Raw genomic sequence first — 17814 nt, forward strand, 5'->3', positions numbered from 1 at the left:
GTACCGACCCGGTGGTGCCGGGGATCACGCCGTCGGCGGGCGCCCCAAGGGGGCCGACGCGCTCCGGCCACACCGGCCACCCGTCCGCGCGTATGCACGCGCGGGGGGCGCGCCCGGAACCCGGGCGCGCCCCTTCTTGCGTGCAGGACGTCCGGGCGTCCCGCGTGCAGGACGTCCGGGCGACGGAAGACCTAGCCGGCCAGGCAGGACGGGCCGAGCAGGACCTTCAGGTCGCCGAAGAGCGCCGGGTCGGGCTGGACCCGGTGCCGGTCGAGGCGGAGCACGGTGGTCTTGCGGGCGCCCTGGAGCTTGATCCGGACCTCGGAGTTGCCCCGGTGGTGGCTGAGGATCTCGCCGAGCCTGCTGACCATGGGCGGGGTGAGCTTCACCGTGGGGATGGTGATGGTGACGGGCGCGTCGGTGCCGGCGGAGGAGACGTCCGGGACCTGGAGTTCCATGGCGACGAGCCGGGGGACGTCCTCGCGCTTGTCGAGCCGTCCCTTGACGAAGACGACGGTGTCCTCGACGAGCTGCGTGGAGACGAGCTGGTAGGTCGCGGGGAAGAACATGCACTCGATGGAGCCGGCCAGGTCCTCGACGGTGGCGATCGCCCAGGCGTTGCCCTGCTTGGTCATCTTGCGCTGGAGGCCGGAGATGATGCCGCCGACGGTGACGACCGCGCCGTCCCCGTGTTCCCCGCCGGTGAGCTGGGAGATCGACGCGTCGGCCTTGTCGGAGAGCACATGCTCCAGGCCGAAGAGCGGGTGGTCGGAGACGTAGAGGCCGAGCATCTCGCGCTCCTGCGCGAGGAGGTACGTCTTGTCCCATTCGATGTCGGAGAACTCGATGTCGAGCCCGAACCCCGGTTCGCTCGTCTCCTCGTCGCCGCCGCCGAAGAGGTCGAACTGGCCCTCGGCCTCCTTGCGCTTGACCTGGACCACGTTGTCGATCATCGGTTCGTGGTGGGCGACCAGGCCCTTGCGGGTGTGGCCCATCTCGTCGAAGGCACCGGCCTTGATCAGCGATTCGACGGTGCGCTTGTTGCAGACGACCGCCTCGACCTTGTCGAGGAAGTCGGGGAAGGTCGCGTACTTCCCCTTGGCCTTGCGGGACCGGATGATCGAGTCGACGACGTTCTGGCCGACGTTGCGGACGGCGGTCAGGCCGAAGAGGATGACGTCGTCACCCTGGGCGGCGAAGTTGGACAGCGACTCGTTGACGTTGGGCGGCAGCACCTTGATGCCCATGCGGCGGCACTCGTTGAGGTAGACCGCCGACTTGTCCTTGTCGTCCTTGACCGAGGTCAGCAGGGCGGCCATGTACTCGGCGGGATAGTTCGCCTTGAGGTACGCGGTCCAGTAGGTGACCAGTCCGTACGCGGAGGAGTGCGCCTTGTTGAAGGCGTAACCGGCGAACGGCACCAGCACGTCCCACAGCGCCTTGATCGCCGCGTCCGAGAAGCCGTTCTTCTTGGCGCCCGCCTCGAAGAGGACGAAGTTCTTCGCCAGCTCGTCGGCCTTCTTCTTGCCCATCACGCGGCGCAGGATGTCGGCCTCGCCGAGCGAGTACCCGGCGACGATCTGGGCGGCCTTCTGCACCTGCTCCTGGTACACGATCAGGCCGTAGGTGAGGCCGAGCACCTCCTTGAGGGGCTCCTCCAGCTCCGGGTGGATCGGGGTGATCTCCTGGCGGGCGTTCTTGCGTTCCGCGTAGTTCGTGTGCGAGTTCATGCCCATCGGGCCCGGCCGGTATAGGGCCGAGACGGCGGAGATGTCCTCGAAGTTGTCGGGCTGCATCTGGCGCAGCAGCGAGCGCATGGGTCCGCCGTCGAACTGGAAGACGCCGAGCGTGTCGCCGCGGCAGAGCAGTTCGTACGTCTTGGGGTCGTCCAGCGGGAGGGAGAGCATCTCCAGGTCGATGCCCTTGTTGGACTTCACCATCTTGACGGCGTCGTCCATGATCGTCAGGTTGCGCAGGCCGAGGAAGTCCATCTTCAGCAGGCCGAGCGACTCGCACTGCGGGTAGTCCCACTGGGTGATGGTCACGCCGTCGGTGTGCCGGACCCAGACGGGGACGTGGTCGGTGATCGTCTCGCTGGACATGATCACTCCGGCCGCGTGCACACCCATCTGCCGGACCAGGCCCTCCACACCCTTCGCGGTGTCGATGACCTTCTTGACGTCCGGCTCGTTCTCGTACATCCCCCGGATCTCGCCCGCCTCGCTGTAGCGCGGGTGCTTGGGGTCGGTGATGCCGTTGAGGTCGATGCCCTTGCCGAGGACGTCGGCGGGCATGGCCTTGGTGAGCCGGTCGCCCATCGCGTACGGGTAACCCAGCACGCGGGCGGAGTCCTTGATGGCGTTCTTCGCCTTGATCTTGCCGTAGGTGCCGATCATGGCGACCTTGTCGGCGCCGTACTTCTCGGTCACGTACCGGATGACCTCGCCGCGCCGGCGCTCGTCGAAGTCGATGTCGACATCGGGCATGGAGATGCGCTCGGGGTTGAGGAACCGCTCGAAGATCAGTCCGTGCTCGATCGGGTCGAGGTCGGTGATGCCCATGGCGTACGAGACGATCGAACCGGCGGCGGAGCCTCGGCCGGGGCCGACCGCGATGCCGTTGTTCTTCGCCCACATGATGAAGTCGGCGACCACGAGGAAGTACCCCGGGAAGCCCATGTCGATGATGATGCCCATCTCGTACTCGACCTGGCGCATCCGGTCTTCCGGGATGCCGTTCGGGAACCGGCGGGCCATGCCGCGCATGGTCTCCTCGCGGAACCAGGAGACTTCGGTGAAGCCTTCGGGCACCTCGAACTTGGGCATCAGGTTCCGCTCCTGGAACCAGCCCTCGGTGTCGATCTGGTCCGCGACCAGGCGGGTGTTGGCGCACCCCTCCTGCCAGGCGTCGGAGAGGTCGACGGCGTACATCTCGTCGGTCGACTTGAGGTAGTAGCCGGTGCCGTCGAAGCGGAAGCGGTCCGGGTCGGAGAGGTTCTTGCCGGTCTGGATGCAGAGCAGCGCGTCGTGGGCGGTGGCCTCGTTCGCGTACGTGTAGTGGGAGTCGTTGGTGACCAGCGGCGGGATGCCGAGCTTCTTGCCGACCTCCAGCAGCCCGTCCCGCACCCGGCGCTCGATCTCGATGCCGTGGTCCATCAGCTCCAGGAAGTACCGGTCCTTGCCGAAGATGTCCTGGTACTCGGAGGCCGCCTTCACCGCCTCGTCGAACTGGCCGAGGCGCAGCCGCGTCTGGAGTTCACCGGAGGGGCAGCCGGTCGAGGCGATCAGGCCCTCGGACCACTTCGCGATGGTCTCCTTGTCCATCCGGGGCCACTTCTGGAGCCAGCCCTCCTTGTACGCGTCCGAGGAGAGCCGGAAGAGGTTGTGCAGCCCGGTGCTGTTCGCCGCCCAGATCGTCTTGTGGGTGTAACCACCCGAACCGGACACGTCGTCCCGCTTCTGGTGCGGCTGGCCCCACTGCACCTTCCGCTTCAGCCGCCGGGACTCGGGCGCCACGTACGCCTCGATCCCGATGATGGGCGTCACGCCCGCCTTCTTCGCCTGGTGGAAGAAGTCGTACGCCCCGTGGAGATTCCCGTGGTCGGTCATCGCGATATGGGACATGCCCATCTCTTTGCACGCCGTGAACATGTCCCCGAGCCGCGCGGCACCGTCCAGCAGCGAGTACTGGGTGTGGACATGCAGGTGCGTGAACGGCGGCTTGGTCACGGCGGGGGCCTCCAGTGAGCGGGCGACACGGTGGTTCCCCGGGGGCGCGCCCGGGGGGTCTTCCGGCGCTGCGGACAGTCCGGGGAGACAGCCCCGAAGTCTACGTCGCACGACCGACAACGGACGGGCACCCGGGTCGGTCCGGCGGGCGGCCGGGGCCGACCCCGCGGGCACTCGCGGATGGTGTCGCGCGTTGCTCCACCGAGGGCACGGCCGTGCCCTGCGGGGGCGTTGCCGCCTCCGTGGCCACCCGCCCACACACCGCCACCAGGAGGCACCCCGCGATGTCGGTCCCGCGACCTGTCGAAGCAGCCGAGCAGCAGCGCGCAGAGGAGATCCTCGCCGTCTTCGACACCGCGTTCGGTGAACTCCTGGCGGCCGATCCAGCGGCCTTCCGCGTGAAGTTCCGGAAGATGGCGGCCTCCGCGTTCGCCTTCTACCGGGGTACGGCGTGCCTCTTCTACCGGGATCTGGCGCAGGAGGGCCCGGCGTCCGGGGAGCCGGCCGGGGCGGAGGCGGCGTTCCTGGACGAGCGGACGAGCCGGGTGTGGATCCACGGCGATCTGCACGCGGAGAACTTCGGCACGTACATGGACGCCAACGGCCGGCTGATCTTCAACGTGAACGATTTCGACGAGGCGTACATCGGCCCGTTCACCTGGGACCTGAAGCGGTTCGCCGCCTCGCTCGCGCTGATCGGCTACACGAAGGCGCTGAGCGACCCGCAGATCACCGAGCTGGTGGAGATCTACGCGGGCGCCTACCGCGAGCGGATCCACGCGCTGGCGACCGGCGCGAAGAACGACGAGGTGCCGCCGTTCACCCTGGACACGGCCGAGGGCCCGCTGCTGACCGCGCTGCGCTCGGCGCGCTCGCTGACGCGTTTCTCGCTGCTGGACTCGATGACGGAGATCCGGGAGTACGAGCGGCGCTTCTCGGCGGGCGGCGGCTCCATCGAGCTGGACGCGGCCACCCGGTACAAGATCCTCGCGGCGTTCGACGGCTATCTGGAGACGCTTCCGGAGTCCAGCCTGGCCCGCCCCGACTCGTACCGCGTCAAGGACGTCGTGGGCCGGCGGGGGATCGGGATCGGCTCGGCCGGGCTGCCCTCGTACAACATCCTGCTGGAGGGCAACAGCGACGCCCTGGAGAACGACGTCGTGATCTATCTCAAGCAGGCGCAGACCCCGGCGGTCTCCCGGCACATCACCGACGGGGCGGTCCGCGAGTACTTCCAGCACGAGGGCCACCGCACGGTGATCTCGCAGCGGGCGCTCCAGGCGCACGCGGACCCCTGGCTGGGGTGGACGGAGCTGGACGGGGCGGGGCAGCTCGTCGCGGAGGTCTCGCCGTACGCGGTGGACCTGGACTGGTCGGATCTGGACGACCCGGAGGAGATAGCGGCGGTCGTCGCCGACCTCGGCCGGGCGACGGCGACGATGCACGCGGCGGCGGACGACGAGAGCGGGCACTCCCTGGTGCCGTTCTCCACGGAGCGCGCCATCGACGCGGCGATCGCGGCGGACGAGGACGGCTTCGCGGCCCTGCTGGTGGACTTCGCACACACGTACGGGGCGCGGGCCAGGGCGGACCACCAGATCTTCGTGGACCTGTTCCGCAACGGCCGGCTCGCCTAGACGAGTCGCTCCGAAGTGGCGTCGTCCGCCCCTCGGCCGGGCGGGGAGGCGTCTGGAACACCGCCCGAGGACGTGTCCGGATCCCGCCGGGCACGTCTCCTTCCGTGATGCTTTAGGGATCGTTTACAGGGACCCATGGCACACTCGGCGACGATGGACATATCCGGGACGCGGCTCAGAGCGGCGCGGGCAGCACTTTTCACGGCACTGGTCGTGACGCTGTCCGCGGGCTCGCACGTGCTGCTGTCCCGCACCCCGCTGCCGCTCTCCCTGGTGGCCGGGCTCGGCGCCGCCGTGTTCGCGCTCACCTACGCGGCGGCGGGCCGCGAGCGCGGCTTCTGGCGGATCGCCGCCCTGCTCGTCCCGCTCGAACTGGCCGCCGACACCGTCTTCACCAGCGGCCAGCGCGTCTGTTACGGCCCCTCGGGCGGCCCCGTGGCCGGTTCGCTGCGCTCCGTCGGCTTCGACGTGCTGTGCGGCGGCGGCCTCGGCGCGCCGCTGCCCGGGGTGGCCTCGACACGGTCCACGGCCGCCGCGCTGCTGGACTCCCCGGACCCGGCCCTGCCGTGGCTGCTGTTGGCCGTCCATGTGGCGGTCGGGCTGCTCGCCGCGGCCTGGCTGCGCCACGGTGAGCGGGCGCTGTCCCGGCTGATCCGGGCCACGGCCGTGAGCGCGTTCCGGCCGCTGCTGATCGCGGTCGCCGTGGTCTCCACGGCCGCCCGCGCGGTACGGCGCGCCACGCGCCCCGCGAGCCGCCCGCGCCCCTCCCGCCACCGGCTCCTCGTGCACTCCGTGGGACGGCGGGGCCCGCCCCGCCCGGCGCTCGCCCTCGTCGCCTGAGGCTCTTCCCGAGCACGGGCCCGAGCCCGAGCACCGGCCCGCGCCGGGTCCTGCCCGGCGCCCCTCCCCCAGCGGCATCACGTCATCCCCACGGAGCGAACCACCATGAGCGCACGGAACAACCAGGCCAACAAGGCAGCCGCCCGCGAGCGGCTGCGCGCCGAGCGCGAGCGGCAGGCGAAGAAGGACAAGGTACGCCGCCAGCTCGTCGTCCTCGGCTCGGCCGTCGCCGTCCTCGCGATAGCCGGCGGCGTCGGCTACGCCGTCGTCCAGTCCAACAAGCCCTCCCACTGGGAGGCCATGAAGGACGAGAAGACCGTCGTCGCCCCCAAGAACACCGAGGGCACGGACGGCACCACGGTCGTCATCGGCAAGAAGGACGCCAAGAAGACGCTCGAACTGTACGAGGACTCCCGCTGCCCCGTCTGCGCCGGCTTCGAGCAGGCCGTCGGCGAGACCGTCCACAACGACGTCGACGCCGGCAAGTTCAAGATCAAGTACATCGGCGCGACCTTCATCGACAACTCCGACAACGGCGAGGGCTCCAAGAACGCCCTGTCCGCGCTGGGCGCGGCGCTCAACGTGAGCCCCGAGGCGTTCCTGGAGTACAAGACCGCGCTCTACTCGGCGAAGTACCACCCCGAGGAGTCGCAGGACAAGTTCGCCAAGGACAGCTACCTCCTCGAAGTCGCCGACTCCGTGAGCGCGCTCAAGGGCAACGCGGCCTTCAAGAAGGACGTCGAGAGCGGTACGTACGACGCCTGGGCGATGAAGATGTCCGCCGCCTTCGACAAGAGCGGTGTGAAGGGCACGCCCACCCTGAAGATGGACGGCCAGAAGCTCACGGCCGAGGGCAGCGACAACCCGCCCATGACCGTCGCGGAGTTCAACGCCGCGGTCACCAAGGCGCTCAAGGGCTGAGCCGGAGCCGCGGTCGCCGGACACGGGCGGCCGCGGCCCGTACACCCCCGGCCGGCCGGGACGAGCTCAGAGCGAGTCGATGAAGGCGAGCGCGGTCCGCCAGGTCTCCTCGGCGGCCCGCTCGTCGTAGTCGGGCAGCTCCGGGTCGGTGAACAGGTGCCCGGCCCCGGGGTAGCGGTAGACCTCCACGTCCGCGCCCACCTGCCGCATCCGGAGGTACCAGGCGGTCAGCCAGTCGTGCGGCTCGAACGGGTCGGGGTCCGCCACATGGAGCTGGACGGGCAGCTCGTCCACGGACGCGTTCTCGGCGATGTCGGACGTACCGTGCAGCAGGAGCAGCCCGCGCGCCTTCGCGTCGCCCAGCGCCAGGTTCTGCGCGATGGAACCGCCGAGGGAGAGCCCCACGTACACCAGACCGCGCTCGGAGTACGGCGCCGCGGCCAGCACCGCCCGGCGCAGCAGTTCCTCCTTGCCGATCCGGTCCTTCAGCTTCATCCCGTCCTCCACGGTCGAGACCGTTTCCCCCTCGAAGAGGTCGGGCACGCGCACCTCGTGGCCCGCGGCGCGCAGCCGGTCGGCGGCGGCGTGCACCGCCGGGCGGAGACCGTAGACGGAATGGAAGAGCATGATGTCCATCCGGACATCCTGCCAGTCCGTACGCACCCGGCCCGCACGAGAGGTACATGAGGGAGTCATGGAGAACGCACTGCGCCCACTGATCGTGCTCGGCGGCACGGTCCTGCTCACCCTGGCGCTCGGCTGGGTGGTGGACCTGGTGCTCCGCCGCGCCGACCAGCGCCACCCGGAGACCCCGCTGTGGGGGCTGCTGCGCCGCTGCGGCGTGCCGCTCCAGGTGCTGGTGATGGCGTCGCTGCTGCGCGGTACGTACCGCGAGACCGGCTGGTCCCTGGCCACGTACTACCAGACCGAGATCGGCCGGGTGCTCTCCCTGGTGGTCATCGGCTCGGGCGCCTGGCTGGTCGTACGGGTCGTCTCCGTGGTCGTCGAGTCGTCGTACGCGCGCTACGCGACCTCGACCCGCGACCCGGCCCGGGTGCGCCGGGTACGGACCCAGGTGACGCTGATGATGCGCATCGTGATCGCCGTCGTGGTGGTGGTCGCGGTCGCGGCGATGCTGCTGACCTTCCCCGATCTGCGCAGCATCGGTACGTCGATGCTGGCCTCCGCGGGCATCATCGGCATCGTCGCCGGTGTCGCCGCGCAGTCCACGCTGAGCAATCTCTTCGCCGGGTTCCAGATCGCCTTCGGCGACATGGTGCGCATCGGGGACACGGTGGTGGTCGACGGCGAGTGGGGCGTGGTCGAGGAGGTCACGCTCACCTTCCTCGCCGTACGGACCTGGGACGAGCGGCGTATCACCATGCCCGTCTCGTACTTCACCTCGCAGCCCTTCGAGAACTGGTCGCGCGGCGGGATCCAGATGACCGGCACGGTCTTCCTCCAGCTCGACCACAGCGCACCGGTGCCGCTGATGCGCGAGAAGCTCCAGGAGATCCTGGCGGGGTGCTCGGCGTGGGACGGCCGGGACTGGAGCCTGGCCGTCACGGACACCACGCCCACCACGATCGAGGTGCGCGCGGTGGTCACGGCCAAGGACGCGGACGACATCTGGAAGGTGCGCTGCGCGGTACGGGAGGAGATGGTGGCCTGGCTGGCCGCGCACCATCCGTACGCGCTGCCGCGGATCGTGGGCGAGGTGGCCGGCCCGCCCGCCGCGCGCGCCCGGGTCGCCGCCCCCAGGGAGAACGCCGAGAACGCCGGAAACACCGAGGCCGACACCGGCCGCGGCTGACGGCTCCCCCGGGCCGTACGCCCGCCCCCACAGCCCCGGGCCCACGACCCCGCCCGGGGCCGTACGTCAGTGCATGCTGCGCACGTCGAGCTGGCGCAGCACCCGGTCCACGATCTCCGGGTCGGCGCCCGGCTCGTTCCTGGCCGACAGGACCTCGTGGCGGGCCGCCGACATCATCTCGCGCTGGATGCGCTGCACCGCCTTGCCACGGGCGACCCGCTGCGCGGCCCACTCGCGGCGCTCGTCGTCCGCCAGGTCGGGGCTGATCCGCAGCCCGATGTCGATGGCCACGCGGGCCAGCCGCTCGCTGATCTCCTCAGGGACCTCCTCCACCGTCTCGATCTCCTTGAGCCGGCCCCGCGCCGCCTTCGCGGCCCGCAGCGCGAGCGTGTGCTCCAGCTCGTGCTCCGCCTTCGTGTCGGCCCGTACCCCGAGCTTCTTCACCAGCCAGGGCAGCGTCAGCCCCTGGACGACCAGGGTCGCCATGATCACCGCGAACGCGATGAAGATGATCTCCTCGCGGCCCGGGAACGGCTCGCCGTTCTCGGTCTCCAGCGGGATCGCCAGCGCCAGCGCGACCGAGGCCACCCCGCGCATCCCGGCCCACCACATGACGACGGTCTCGCGCCAGCTCGTCGGGATCTCCTCGTCGTAGTCCCGGAGCTTGTGCATCCGCTTGGCCAGCCAGGTCGCGGGCAGCAGCCACAACAGCCGGACGAACACGACGACCCCGACGACCACCGCGCCCCAGCGCAGCATCTCGAACGTACGGCTCTCGGCCGCCCCGAACGCGTTGTGCAGCTCAAGACCGATGAGGCCGAAGGCGACCCCGGTGACGAGCGTGTCGACGACCTGCCAGAAGGAGTTGCCCGCCAGCCGTCCCATGACGTCGTCGGCGTCCGCCGTGTGCGTGGCCAGGAAGAGCGCGGTGGTGAGGACCGCGAGCACCCCGGAGCCGTGCAGCTCCTCCGCCAGGACGTAGCTGACGAACGGCACCAGCAGCGACAGGCCGATCTGGAGGGTCGCGTCGCCGAGCAGCGACATCAGCTTGTTGGTGAGCCAGCCGAGCCCGAGCCCCACCGCCACGGCCACCACCGCGGAGAGGACCAGGGAGCCGACGGCGCTCGGCCAGGAGAAGGTGCCGCTGATGGCCGCCGCGATGGCCACGTGGTAGAGCACGATCGCGGTGACGTCGTTGAAGAGGCCCTCGCCCTCCAGGATGGAGACCAGTCGCCGGGGCAGCCCGAGCGATCCGGCGACGGCGGTCGCGGCCACCGGGTCGGGCGGGGCGACCAGCGCGCCGAGCGCGACCGCGGCGGCGAGGGGCAGACCGGGCACGATCGAGTGGGCGACCGCCGCCACGGCCGCCGTGGTCACGAAGACCAGGGCGACCGCGAGCAGGAAGATGGGCCGGAGATTCGCCGTGAACTGCCGCCAGGAGGTGCGTTGCACGGCCGCGTACAGCAGCGGTGGCAGCAGGAGCGGAAGGATGAAGTCCGGCGGCACCTGCACATTCGGTACGAACGGCAGCAGCGCCAGGACGACGCCGACGATCGTCATCAGCACGGGCGAGGGCAGCCCCAGTCTGTCCCCGAGCGGAACGGTGAGCACCGCCCCGAGGAGCAGGACGATCAGCAGTGCCAACTGGTCCACGGTGGGCCCTCCGGTGGTCGAAAGCCTTGACGAAAGACAAAGGTGATCAACGGGTGATCAAGACCTCCAGCCTGTCATGGCCCTCGCACGCCGCGGGCCAGGGGGGCGCGGCAACCGGAGCCCGGCCTCGCGTCCCGCGGCCGGGATCCTAAGACGTGAGCACCCGCCGCATGGCCCGGTGCGCCATGCCCGCGTCCGGGAACTCGGGGCCGTACGCCTCGTATCCCAGCCGCTCGTAGAAGCCGAGCGCGTGCGTCTGCGCGTGCAGGTCCACCACCCGCAGGCCCCGTTCGCGCGCCGCGTCCTCGATGGCCCGTACGAGCGCGGCGCCGATGCCCAGGCCCCGGGCCGCCGGGGAGACCGCGAGCCGTCCGAGGGAGCCGGTGTCCGGGTCTCCGCCGGTACGGTCGGCCGCGCCGGGCCCGTACAGCAGCCGCCCGGTGCCCAGCGGCACCCCGTCGTCGCGGACGGCCAGCACCTGCACCGCGTCGCCGTCCCGGCCGTCGTACTCCAGCTCCTCGGGCACCCGCTGCTCGACGACGAAGACCTCCTTGCGGACCGCGAAGCACGCCTCGACGTCCGCCGGGTCCCGCGCTTCGCGCAGCGTGTAGCCGGGGGCGGTCACGCGTTGCTCTCCGCCCTGACCTGGTCCAGCGCGCCCTGGAGGTCGTCGGGGTAGGTGCTCGCGTACTCGACCCAGCGCCCGTCCGACGGGTGCTCGAAGCCGAGGCGTACGGCGTGCAGCCACTGCCGGGTCAGCCCGAGCCGCTTGGCGAGCGTCGGGTCGGCGCCGTAGGTGAGGTCGCCCACGCAGGGGTGGCGGTGGGCGGACATGTGCACCCGGATCTGGTGCGTACGGCCCGTCTCCAGCTTGATGTCGAGCAGCGAGGCCGACCGGAACGCCTCGATCAGGTCGTAGTGCGTGACCGAGGGCTTGCCCTCGGCGGTGACCGCCCACTTGTAGTCGTGGTTCGGATGGCGGCCGATGGGCGCGTCGATCGTGCCGCTCATCGGGTCCGGGTGCCCCTGCACCAGCGCGTGGTAGCGCTTGTCGACGACGCGCTCCTTGAACTGCGCCTTGAGCAGGGTGTACGCGCGCTCCGACTTGGCGACGACCATCAGCCCGGAGGTGCCGACGTCCAGCCGGTGCACGATGCCCTGGCGCTCGGCCGCGCCGGAGGTCGAGATGCGGTAGCCGGCGGCGGCCAGACCGCCGATGACGGTGGTGCCGGACCAGCCGGGGCTGGGGTGCGCGGCGACACCGACCGGCTTGACGATCACGACGATGTCGTCGTCGTCGTGCACGATCTCCATGCCCTCGACGGGCTCGGCGACGATCTGTACGGGCGCGGGCGCCGCCGGCATCTCGACCTCCAGCCAGGCCCCGCCGCTCACGCGCTCGGACTTCCCGACCACGGCGCCGTCGACCTGGACCTTCCCGGAGGCGGCCAGCTCGGCCGCCTTCGTACGGGAGAAGCCGAACATACGGGCTATGGCGGCGTCGACGCGCTCGCCCTCCAGGCCGTCGGGCACGGGCAGGGTTCTGATCTCGGGAAAGCTCACCTGTCGAGTATGCCTTGTGGCCACGACAGCCCCGACCGCGCGCCCTGCCCCGGCCAGGAAGCCCCGGGCTCTCAGTCCTTGTGGACGGTCCCGTCGGGGTCGAGCCCGCGGAAGGAGAGCAGCACGATCAGGATGCCGCCGCAGACGATCGCGGAGTCCGCGAGGTTGAAGACCGCGAAGTGCGCGGGCGCGATGAAGTCCACCACGGCGCCCTGGAAGACCCCGGGCGAACGGAAGATCCGGTCGGTGAGGTTGCCGAGCGCGCCGCCGAGGAGCAGCCCCAGCGCGATGGCCCAGGGCAGGCTGTAGAGCTTGCGCGCCAGCCGGGCGATCACCACGATCACCGTGGCCGCGATGATCGTGAAGATGACGGTGAACGCCTCGCCGATGCCGAAGGCGGCGCCCGCGTTCCTGATCACCTCGAACTTCAGCAGATCGCCGATGACCTCGATCGGCTGGTGGTGCTCCAGCTCGGCGACGACCAGCATCTTGCTTCCGAGGTCGAGCAGGTACGCCAGGACGGCGACGACGAAGAGCGCGGCGATCTTACGCTTGCCCTTCGGCTGCTCGGCCGGGGCCGCGGCGTCCTCGTCACTGCCACCGTCACCGGACGGCGTACCGATGATGCGCTCCGCCTCTGCCACGTGAGTCCCTCAACTGCTGGAGTACTGGGTGCCTGACTGAGGACGAGGGTACGTCACCCGGGTACCCCCGTCCCCTAACCTCCGCCCGCCGTCGCACCGGGCACCCGGCCGCCCCGGGTCGGCTCCGACCTCGCCGGAGCCGACCCGGGGTCTCTCGTGACGAGGGACCTCAGCCCCGCCGTTCCTGCTTCTGCTTGTCCTCCACGCAGAGGGTGGCCCGGGGGAACGCCTGCATCCTGGCCTTCCCGATCGGCTTGCCGCAGATCTCGCAGAGGCCGTACGTGCCCGAGTCGAGCCGCAGCAGGGCCCGCTCGGTCTGTTCCAGCATCTCGCGGGCGTTGGCGGCGAGGGACATCTCGTGTTCCCGCGTGATGTTCTTCGTGCCGGTGTCCGCGTCGTCGTCACCGGCCCCGTCCCCCGAGTCCCGCATCAGCCCGGCCAGCGCCGCCTCCGACGAGGTGATCTCGGCGCTCAGCCGGGCGATCTCGCTCTCCAGCCCCGTACGGGCCTCGGCGACCTCCTCCGGTGTCCACGGGTCCTCGCCGGGCCGTACCGCGAGTTCCCCCGGCGGTGCCGCGGCGACCTGCGCCGTGGACACCGCGGCGCCGGCCGCGCCCCTGCCGCCCGCAGTCTTCTTCGCTCCCACCGTGTTGGCTCCCGTCTCTTCCGCGGCCTGGGCCGCCCCCTCGGCCGCGGACGCGGCCTGCTTCGCAGGTGCCTTGCTCGCCGGCGTCTTCCTCGCAGGTGACTTCTTCGCCGCCGTCTTCTTGGCCGCGGCCTTCCTGCCAGGAGTCTTCTTCGCCGGTGCCTTCGTGTCCGGTGCGCTCTTCTTTGCCGTCGCCTTCTCGGCGGCGGTCTTCCCGGCCACCGCCTTCTTGGCCGCGGCCTTCTTGGCGGTGGTCCTCTTCGCCGCCGTCTTCCCGCTCGCCGCCGTCTTCCCGGCCGGCGTCTCCTCGGCGGCCGATCCGGCGGTCGATCCGGCGGCCGCATTCCTCACCGCCGTCTTCTTCGCGGCGGTCTTCTTCGCCACCATGGCCGCGGCCCCTTCACATAGCGCGATCTTGCTCGCGAATCGTGCTGGGACGATAAATCGACACCAGCCCCGCGGCAACGGGGCACGCCGCCTCTCCGGCCCCTCCCCACGGTGCGGGAAGACCGGCCTCCATCCGTTGTGCCCAGCTCCCCGCCCGGTAATCCGCCGCCGGGTGCGCCACGCCGTACACACGCGCCGGTATAACCGTTCGGGTCATACGCTCGGCCGTACGGCGCTCGCCGCGCTCCCCCGTCCCACCCCGCGCCCCCCGCTCCGCCCCCGCACTCCCCCGGCGCGCGCCCACCGCCCGCCCCCGTGGTAAACCGGTCGGCCGGGCCGGGCGCCGCCCCGTACACTGGGCCCAGCGAGAGGCGTGGATGGGGACGAGTAGCGTCGTACGCGGCCATGAGCGACCCGGGGACGGTGAGAGCCCGGGGGCAGAGCGCGATGTGAAGCATCACCCCGGAGCCGCCGGAAGAAAGCCCAGGTCACCGCGGGGCGAGTAGAACCGGCAGCGCGACCCCAATGAGGGGGCCGCGGGCGGTGACGTCCGGGGCCAAGGAGGGTGGTACCGCGGGAGCCCAGCTCTCGTCCCTTCGACGGAGATGCCGCAGTCCCGCCGGAGGAAGCGCCCCATGACACCAGAACCCTCGCCGACGCCCGCGTCCGCCCCCCGGTACCGCCAGGTGCCCGCCCAGGTCGACCTGCCCGCGCTGGAGCACGCCGTGCTCGACCTGTGGCGCGAGAACAAGGTTTTCGAAAAGACCCTCGAACAGTCGGAGGGTCGCCCGGAGTGGGTCTTCTACGAGGGCCCGCCCACCGCCAACGGCATGCCGGGCGCGCACCACATCGAGGCCCGCGTCTTCAAGGACGTCTTCCCGCGCTTCCGCACCATGCGCGGCTACCACGTCGCCCGCAAGGCCGGCTGGGACTGCCACGGCCTGCCCGTGGAGCTGGCCGTCGAGAAGGAGCTGGGCTTCACCGGCAAGAAGGACATCGAGGCGTACGGCATCGCCGAGTTCAACGCCAAGTGCCGTGAGTCCGTCACCCGCCATACCGACGCGTTCGCCGAGCTGACGACGCGCATGGGGTACTGGACCGACCTCGACAACGCGTACCGGACCATGGACCCCGAGTACGTGGACTCCGTCTGGTGGTCGCTCAAGGAGATCTTCGGCAAGGGCCTGCTCGTCCAGGACTACCGCGTGGCGCCCTGGTGCCCCCGCGACCAGACCGGGCTCTCCGACCACGAGCTGGCGCAGGGGTACGAGACGGTCGTCGACCCCTCGGTCTTCGTCCGCTTCCCGCTCACCTCGGGTCCGCTCGCCGGCGAGGCGTCCCTGCTGGTCTGGACGACGACCCCGTGGACGCTGGTGTCGAACACGGCGGTCGCCGCGCACCCGGACGTCCGCTACGTGGTCGCGACGGACGGCGCGGAGCGGCTCGTCGTCGCCGAACCGCTGGTCGGCAAGGCGCTGGGCGAGGGCTGGGAGACCACCGGCGCGTCCTTCACCGGCCGCGAGATGGAGCGCTGGACGTACGAACGTCCCTTCGGCCTCGTGGAGTTCCCGGCGGAGGCGCACTACATCGTCAACGCCGAGTACGTGACGACGGAGGACGGTACGGGTCTGGTCCACCAGTCCCCCGCCTTCGGTGAGGACGACCTCAAGGTCTGCCGCGCGTACGGCCTCCCGGTCGTGAACCCGGTCCGCCCCGACGGCACGTTCGAGGCGGACCTCCCGCTGGTCGGCGGTGTCTTCTTCAAGAAGGCCGACGAGGTGCTGACCGCGGACCTGAAGGAGCGCGGCCGGCTCTTCCGCCATGTGCCGTACGAGCACAGCTACCCGCACTGCTGGCGCTGCCACACCGCGCTCCTCTACTACGCGCAGCCCTCCTGGTACATCCGTACGACGGCCGTCAAGGACCGCCTCCTGGAGGAGAACGAGCGGACGAACTGGTTCCCGGACTCGGTCAAGCACGGCCGGTACGGCGACTGGCTCGACAACAACGTCGACTGGGCGCTCTCCCGCAACCGCTACTGGGGCACCCCGCTGCCGATCTGGCGCTGCGAGGACAACCACCTCACCTGCGTCGGCTCGCGCGCCGAGCTGACGGAGCTGACCGGCACCGACCAGAGCGGCCTCGACCCGCACCGCCCGTTCATCGACGCGGTGACCTTCACCTGCCCGCAGGACGGCTGCGAACTGACCGCCGTCCGCGTCCCCGAGGTCATCGACGCCTGGTACGACTCGGGTTCCATGCCGTTCGCGCAGTGGGGCTACCCGTACCGGAACAAGGACCTCTTCGAGAAGCGCTACCCGGCGCAGTTCATCTCGGAGGCGATCGACCAGACCCGCGGCTGGTTCTACACGCTGATGGCCGTCGGCACCCTCGTCTTCGACAGGTCGAGCTACGAGAACGTCGTCTGCCTCGGCCACATCCTCGCCGAGGACGGCAGGAAGATGTCCAAGCACCTGGGCAACATCCTCCAGCCGATCCCGCTCATGGATCAGCACGGCGCCGACGCGGTCCGCTGGTTCATGGCGGCCGGCGGCTCCCCCTGGTCGGCGCGGCGGGTGGGCCACGGCACGATCCAGGAGGTCGTGCGCAAGACCCTCCTCACGTACTGGAACACGGTCGCCTTCCAGGCGCTGTACGCCCGTACGTCCGGCTGGGCGCCGAGCGCCGCCGACCCGGCCCCGGCCGACCGGCCGCTGCTGGACCGCTGGCTGCTGAGCGAGCTGCACGCGCTGGTGGACCAGACCACGCAGGCGATGGAGTCGTACGACACGCAGCGGACCGGCAAGCTGCTCTCGGCCTTCGTCGACGACCTGTCCAACTGGTACGTACGCCGCTCGCGCCGCCGCTTCTGGCAGGGCGACAAGGCGGCGCTGCGCACGCTGCACGACGTGGTCGAGACGGTGACCCGGCTGATGGCCCCGCTGACCCCGTTCATCACGGAGCGGGTCTGGCAGGACATGATCGTGCCGGTCACGCCGGACGCTCCGGAGTCGGTGCACCTGACGTCCTGGCCGCAGGCGGACCTGTCGGTGATCGACCCGACGCTCTCCCGTCAGATGGCGCTGGTACGGCGGCTGGTGGAGCTGGGCCGCGCGACCCGGGCCGAGTCGGGGGTGAAGACCCGGCAGCCGCTGTCGCGCGCGCTGATCGCCGCGACGGGCTTCGAGGCGCTGTCGCCGGAGCTGCGCGCCCAGATCACGGAGGAGCTGAACGTCTCCGCGCTGGCGACGCTCTCCGAGGTGGGCGGCTCGCTGGTCGACACGACGGCGAAGGCGAACTTCCGCGCGCTGGGCAAGCGTTTCGGCAAGGGCGTCCAGGCGGTGGCGAAGGCGGTCGCCGAGGCGGACGCGGCGGCGCTCTCCGCGGCGCTGCGCGACGGTACGGCGTCGGTGACCGTGGACGGCGAGAGCGTCTCGCTCGCCCCGGACGAGGTGATCATCACGGAGACCCCGCGCGAGGGCTGGTCGGTCGCCTCCGACTCCGGCGCGACGGTCGCCCTGGATCTGGAGATCACCCCGGAACTCCGGCTGGCGGGCCTGGCCCGCGACGCGATCCGGCTGATCCAGGAGGCCCGCAAGAACAGCGGCCTGGACGTGGCGGACCGGATCGCGGTGCGCTGGGCTTCGCCGGACGAGGCGACGACGGAGGCGCTGACGGCGCACACGCCCCTGATCGCGGACGAGGTCCTGGCGACGGACTTCACCCCGGGCGAGCCCGACGCCACGTACGGCCCCGCGTTCGAGGACGAGGGCCTGACCCTCACCTTCCACCTCCGCAAGGTGTAACACCCGCGCGGCCTGTCCCGGCCCCGGTCCTCAAGCCCGTCCGGCGCTCGGGGACCGGGGCCCAACGCCACCGGCACAGGCGCACGCACAGGCACCCGCACGGAAAAGGGCCGGGGCCCGGCCCCACAGCCCCCCCCCCCGCCCCCCCGCAGGCCCCGCCGAACCGCTGACCCCGC

The 17814-nt window shown here is 70.8% G+C and carries 12 protein-coding genes; 5 read left to right on the plus strand and 7 right to left on the minus strand.

What is annotated here, in order from left to right:
- Positions 1–191: 191 nt before the first annotated feature.
- The gene (gene dnaE / locus ACFXPK_RS27650; protein ID WP_384997445.1) at positions 192–3728 is read right to left on the minus strand and encodes a DNA polymerase III subunit alpha; all 3537 of its coding nucleotides are present in this window, start codon (positions 3726–3728) and stop codon (positions 192–194) included.
- 284 nt (positions 3729–4012) lie between these two features.
- On the opposite strand from dnaE, the gene ACFXPK_RS27655 reads away from it, so the two are divergent.
- From ACFXPK_RS27655 to ACFXPK_RS27665, 3 genes are all read left to right on the plus strand, one after another.
- Complete coding sequence (locus ACFXPK_RS27655) at positions 4013–5365, plus strand: DUF2252 domain-containing protein (protein ID WP_384997447.1); 1353 nt, start codon at positions 4013–4015, stop codon at positions 5363–5365.
- A 153-nt stretch (positions 5366–5518) separates the two neighbouring features.
- Positions 5519–6205 (plus strand): hypothetical protein, encoded by a 687-nt coding sequence (locus tag ACFXPK_RS27660; protein ID WP_384997469.1) that lies wholly within the window; start codon positions 5519–5521, stop codon positions 6203–6205.
- Positions 6206–6310: 105 nt separating this feature from the next.
- Complete coding sequence (locus ACFXPK_RS27665) at positions 6311–7126, plus strand: DsbA family protein (protein WP_384997449.1); 816 nt, start codon at positions 6311–6313, stop codon at positions 7124–7126.
- Between the two features lie 66 nt (positions 7127–7192).
- On the opposite strand, the gene ACFXPK_RS27670 is transcribed toward ACFXPK_RS27665, so the two are convergent.
- Positions 7193–7762, minus strand: coding sequence for a dienelactone hydrolase family protein (locus ACFXPK_RS27670; RefSeq protein ID WP_384997451.1), 570 nt, complete (start codon positions 7760–7762; stop codon positions 7193–7195).
- A 58-nt stretch (positions 7763–7820) separates the two neighbouring features.
- On the opposite strand from ACFXPK_RS27670, the gene ACFXPK_RS27675 reads away from it, so the two are divergent.
- Positions 7821–8939, plus strand: a complete 1119-nt coding sequence (locus ACFXPK_RS27675) for a mechanosensitive ion channel family protein (RefSeq protein WP_384997453.1) — start codon at positions 7821–7823, stop codon at positions 8937–8939.
- A gap of 66 nt (positions 8940–9005) precedes the next feature.
- On the opposite strand, the gene ACFXPK_RS27680 is transcribed toward ACFXPK_RS27675, so the two are convergent.
- The 5 genes from ACFXPK_RS27680 to ACFXPK_RS27700 form a co-directional block, all read right to left on the minus strand.
- Positions 9006–10592 (minus strand): Na+/H+ antiporter, encoded by a 1587-nt coding sequence (locus ACFXPK_RS27680; RefSeq protein WP_384997455.1) that lies wholly within the window; start codon positions 10590–10592, stop codon positions 9006–9008.
- Between the two features lie 148 nt (positions 10593–10740).
- The gene (locus ACFXPK_RS27685; protein WP_384997457.1) at positions 10741–11217 is read right to left on the minus strand and encodes a GNAT family N-acetyltransferase; all 477 of its coding nucleotides are present in this window, start codon (positions 11215–11217) and stop codon (positions 10741–10743) included.
- The gene (locus ACFXPK_RS27690) at positions 11214–12155 is read right to left on the minus strand and encodes an RluA family pseudouridine synthase (RefSeq protein WP_384997459.1); all 942 of its coding nucleotides are present in this window, start codon (positions 12153–12155) and stop codon (positions 11214–11216) included. The genes ACFXPK_RS27685 and ACFXPK_RS27690 overlap by 4 nt, the downstream gene beginning before the upstream one ends.
- 71 nt (positions 12156–12226) lie before the next feature.
- On the minus strand, positions 12227–12799 hold the full coding sequence (gene lspA, locus ACFXPK_RS27695; protein ID WP_385079680.1) for a signal peptidase II: 573 nt from the start codon (positions 12797–12799) through the stop codon (positions 12227–12229).
- 169 nt (positions 12800–12968) lie between these two features.
- Positions 12969–13832, minus strand: coding sequence for a TraR/DksA family transcriptional regulator (locus ACFXPK_RS27700; RefSeq protein ID WP_385079683.1), 864 nt, complete (start codon positions 13830–13832; stop codon positions 12969–12971).
- 635 nt (positions 13833–14467) lie between these two features.
- On the opposite strand from ACFXPK_RS27700, the gene ileS reads away from it, so the two are divergent.
- A complete protein-coding gene (gene ileS / locus ACFXPK_RS27705; RefSeq protein WP_385079686.1) occupies positions 14468–17638 on the plus strand; it encodes an isoleucine--tRNA ligase in 3171 nt (1056 codons plus the stop codon).
- The last annotated feature ends 176 nt before the right edge of the window (positions 17639–17814 follow it).

Source organism: Streptomyces sp. NPDC059142, from assembly GCF_042755665.1.
Lineage (GTDB): Bacteria > Actinomycetota > Actinomycetes > Streptomycetales > Streptomycetaceae > Streptomyces.

Coding starts and splice junctions, on each gene's coding strand:
- ACFXPK_RS27655 (WP_384997447.1), top strand. CDS start 4,013: ATGTCGGTCCCGCGACCTGTCGAAGCAGCCGAGCAGCAGCGCGCAGAG.
- ACFXPK_RS27660 (WP_384997469.1), top strand. CDS start 5,519: ATGGACATATCCGGGACGCGGCTCAGAGCGGCGCGGGCAGCACTTTTC.
- ACFXPK_RS27665 (WP_384997449.1), top strand. CDS start 6,311: ATGAGCGCACGGAACAACCAGGCCAACAAGGCAGCCGCCCGCGAGCGG.
- ACFXPK_RS27670 (WP_384997451.1), bottom strand. CDS start 7,762: ATGGACATCATGCTCTTCCATTCCGTCTACGGTCTCCGCCCGGCGGTG.
- ACFXPK_RS27675 (WP_384997453.1), top strand. CDS start 7,821: ATGGAGAACGCACTGCGCCCACTGATCGTGCTCGGCGGCACGGTCCTG.
- ACFXPK_RS27700 (WP_385079683.1), bottom strand. CDS start 13,832: ATGGTGGCGAAGAAGACCGCCGCGAAGAAGACGGCGGTGAGGAATGCG.
- ileS (WP_385079686.1), top strand. CDS start 14,468: ATGACACCAGAACCCTCGCCGACGCCCGCGTCCGCCCCCCGGTACCGC.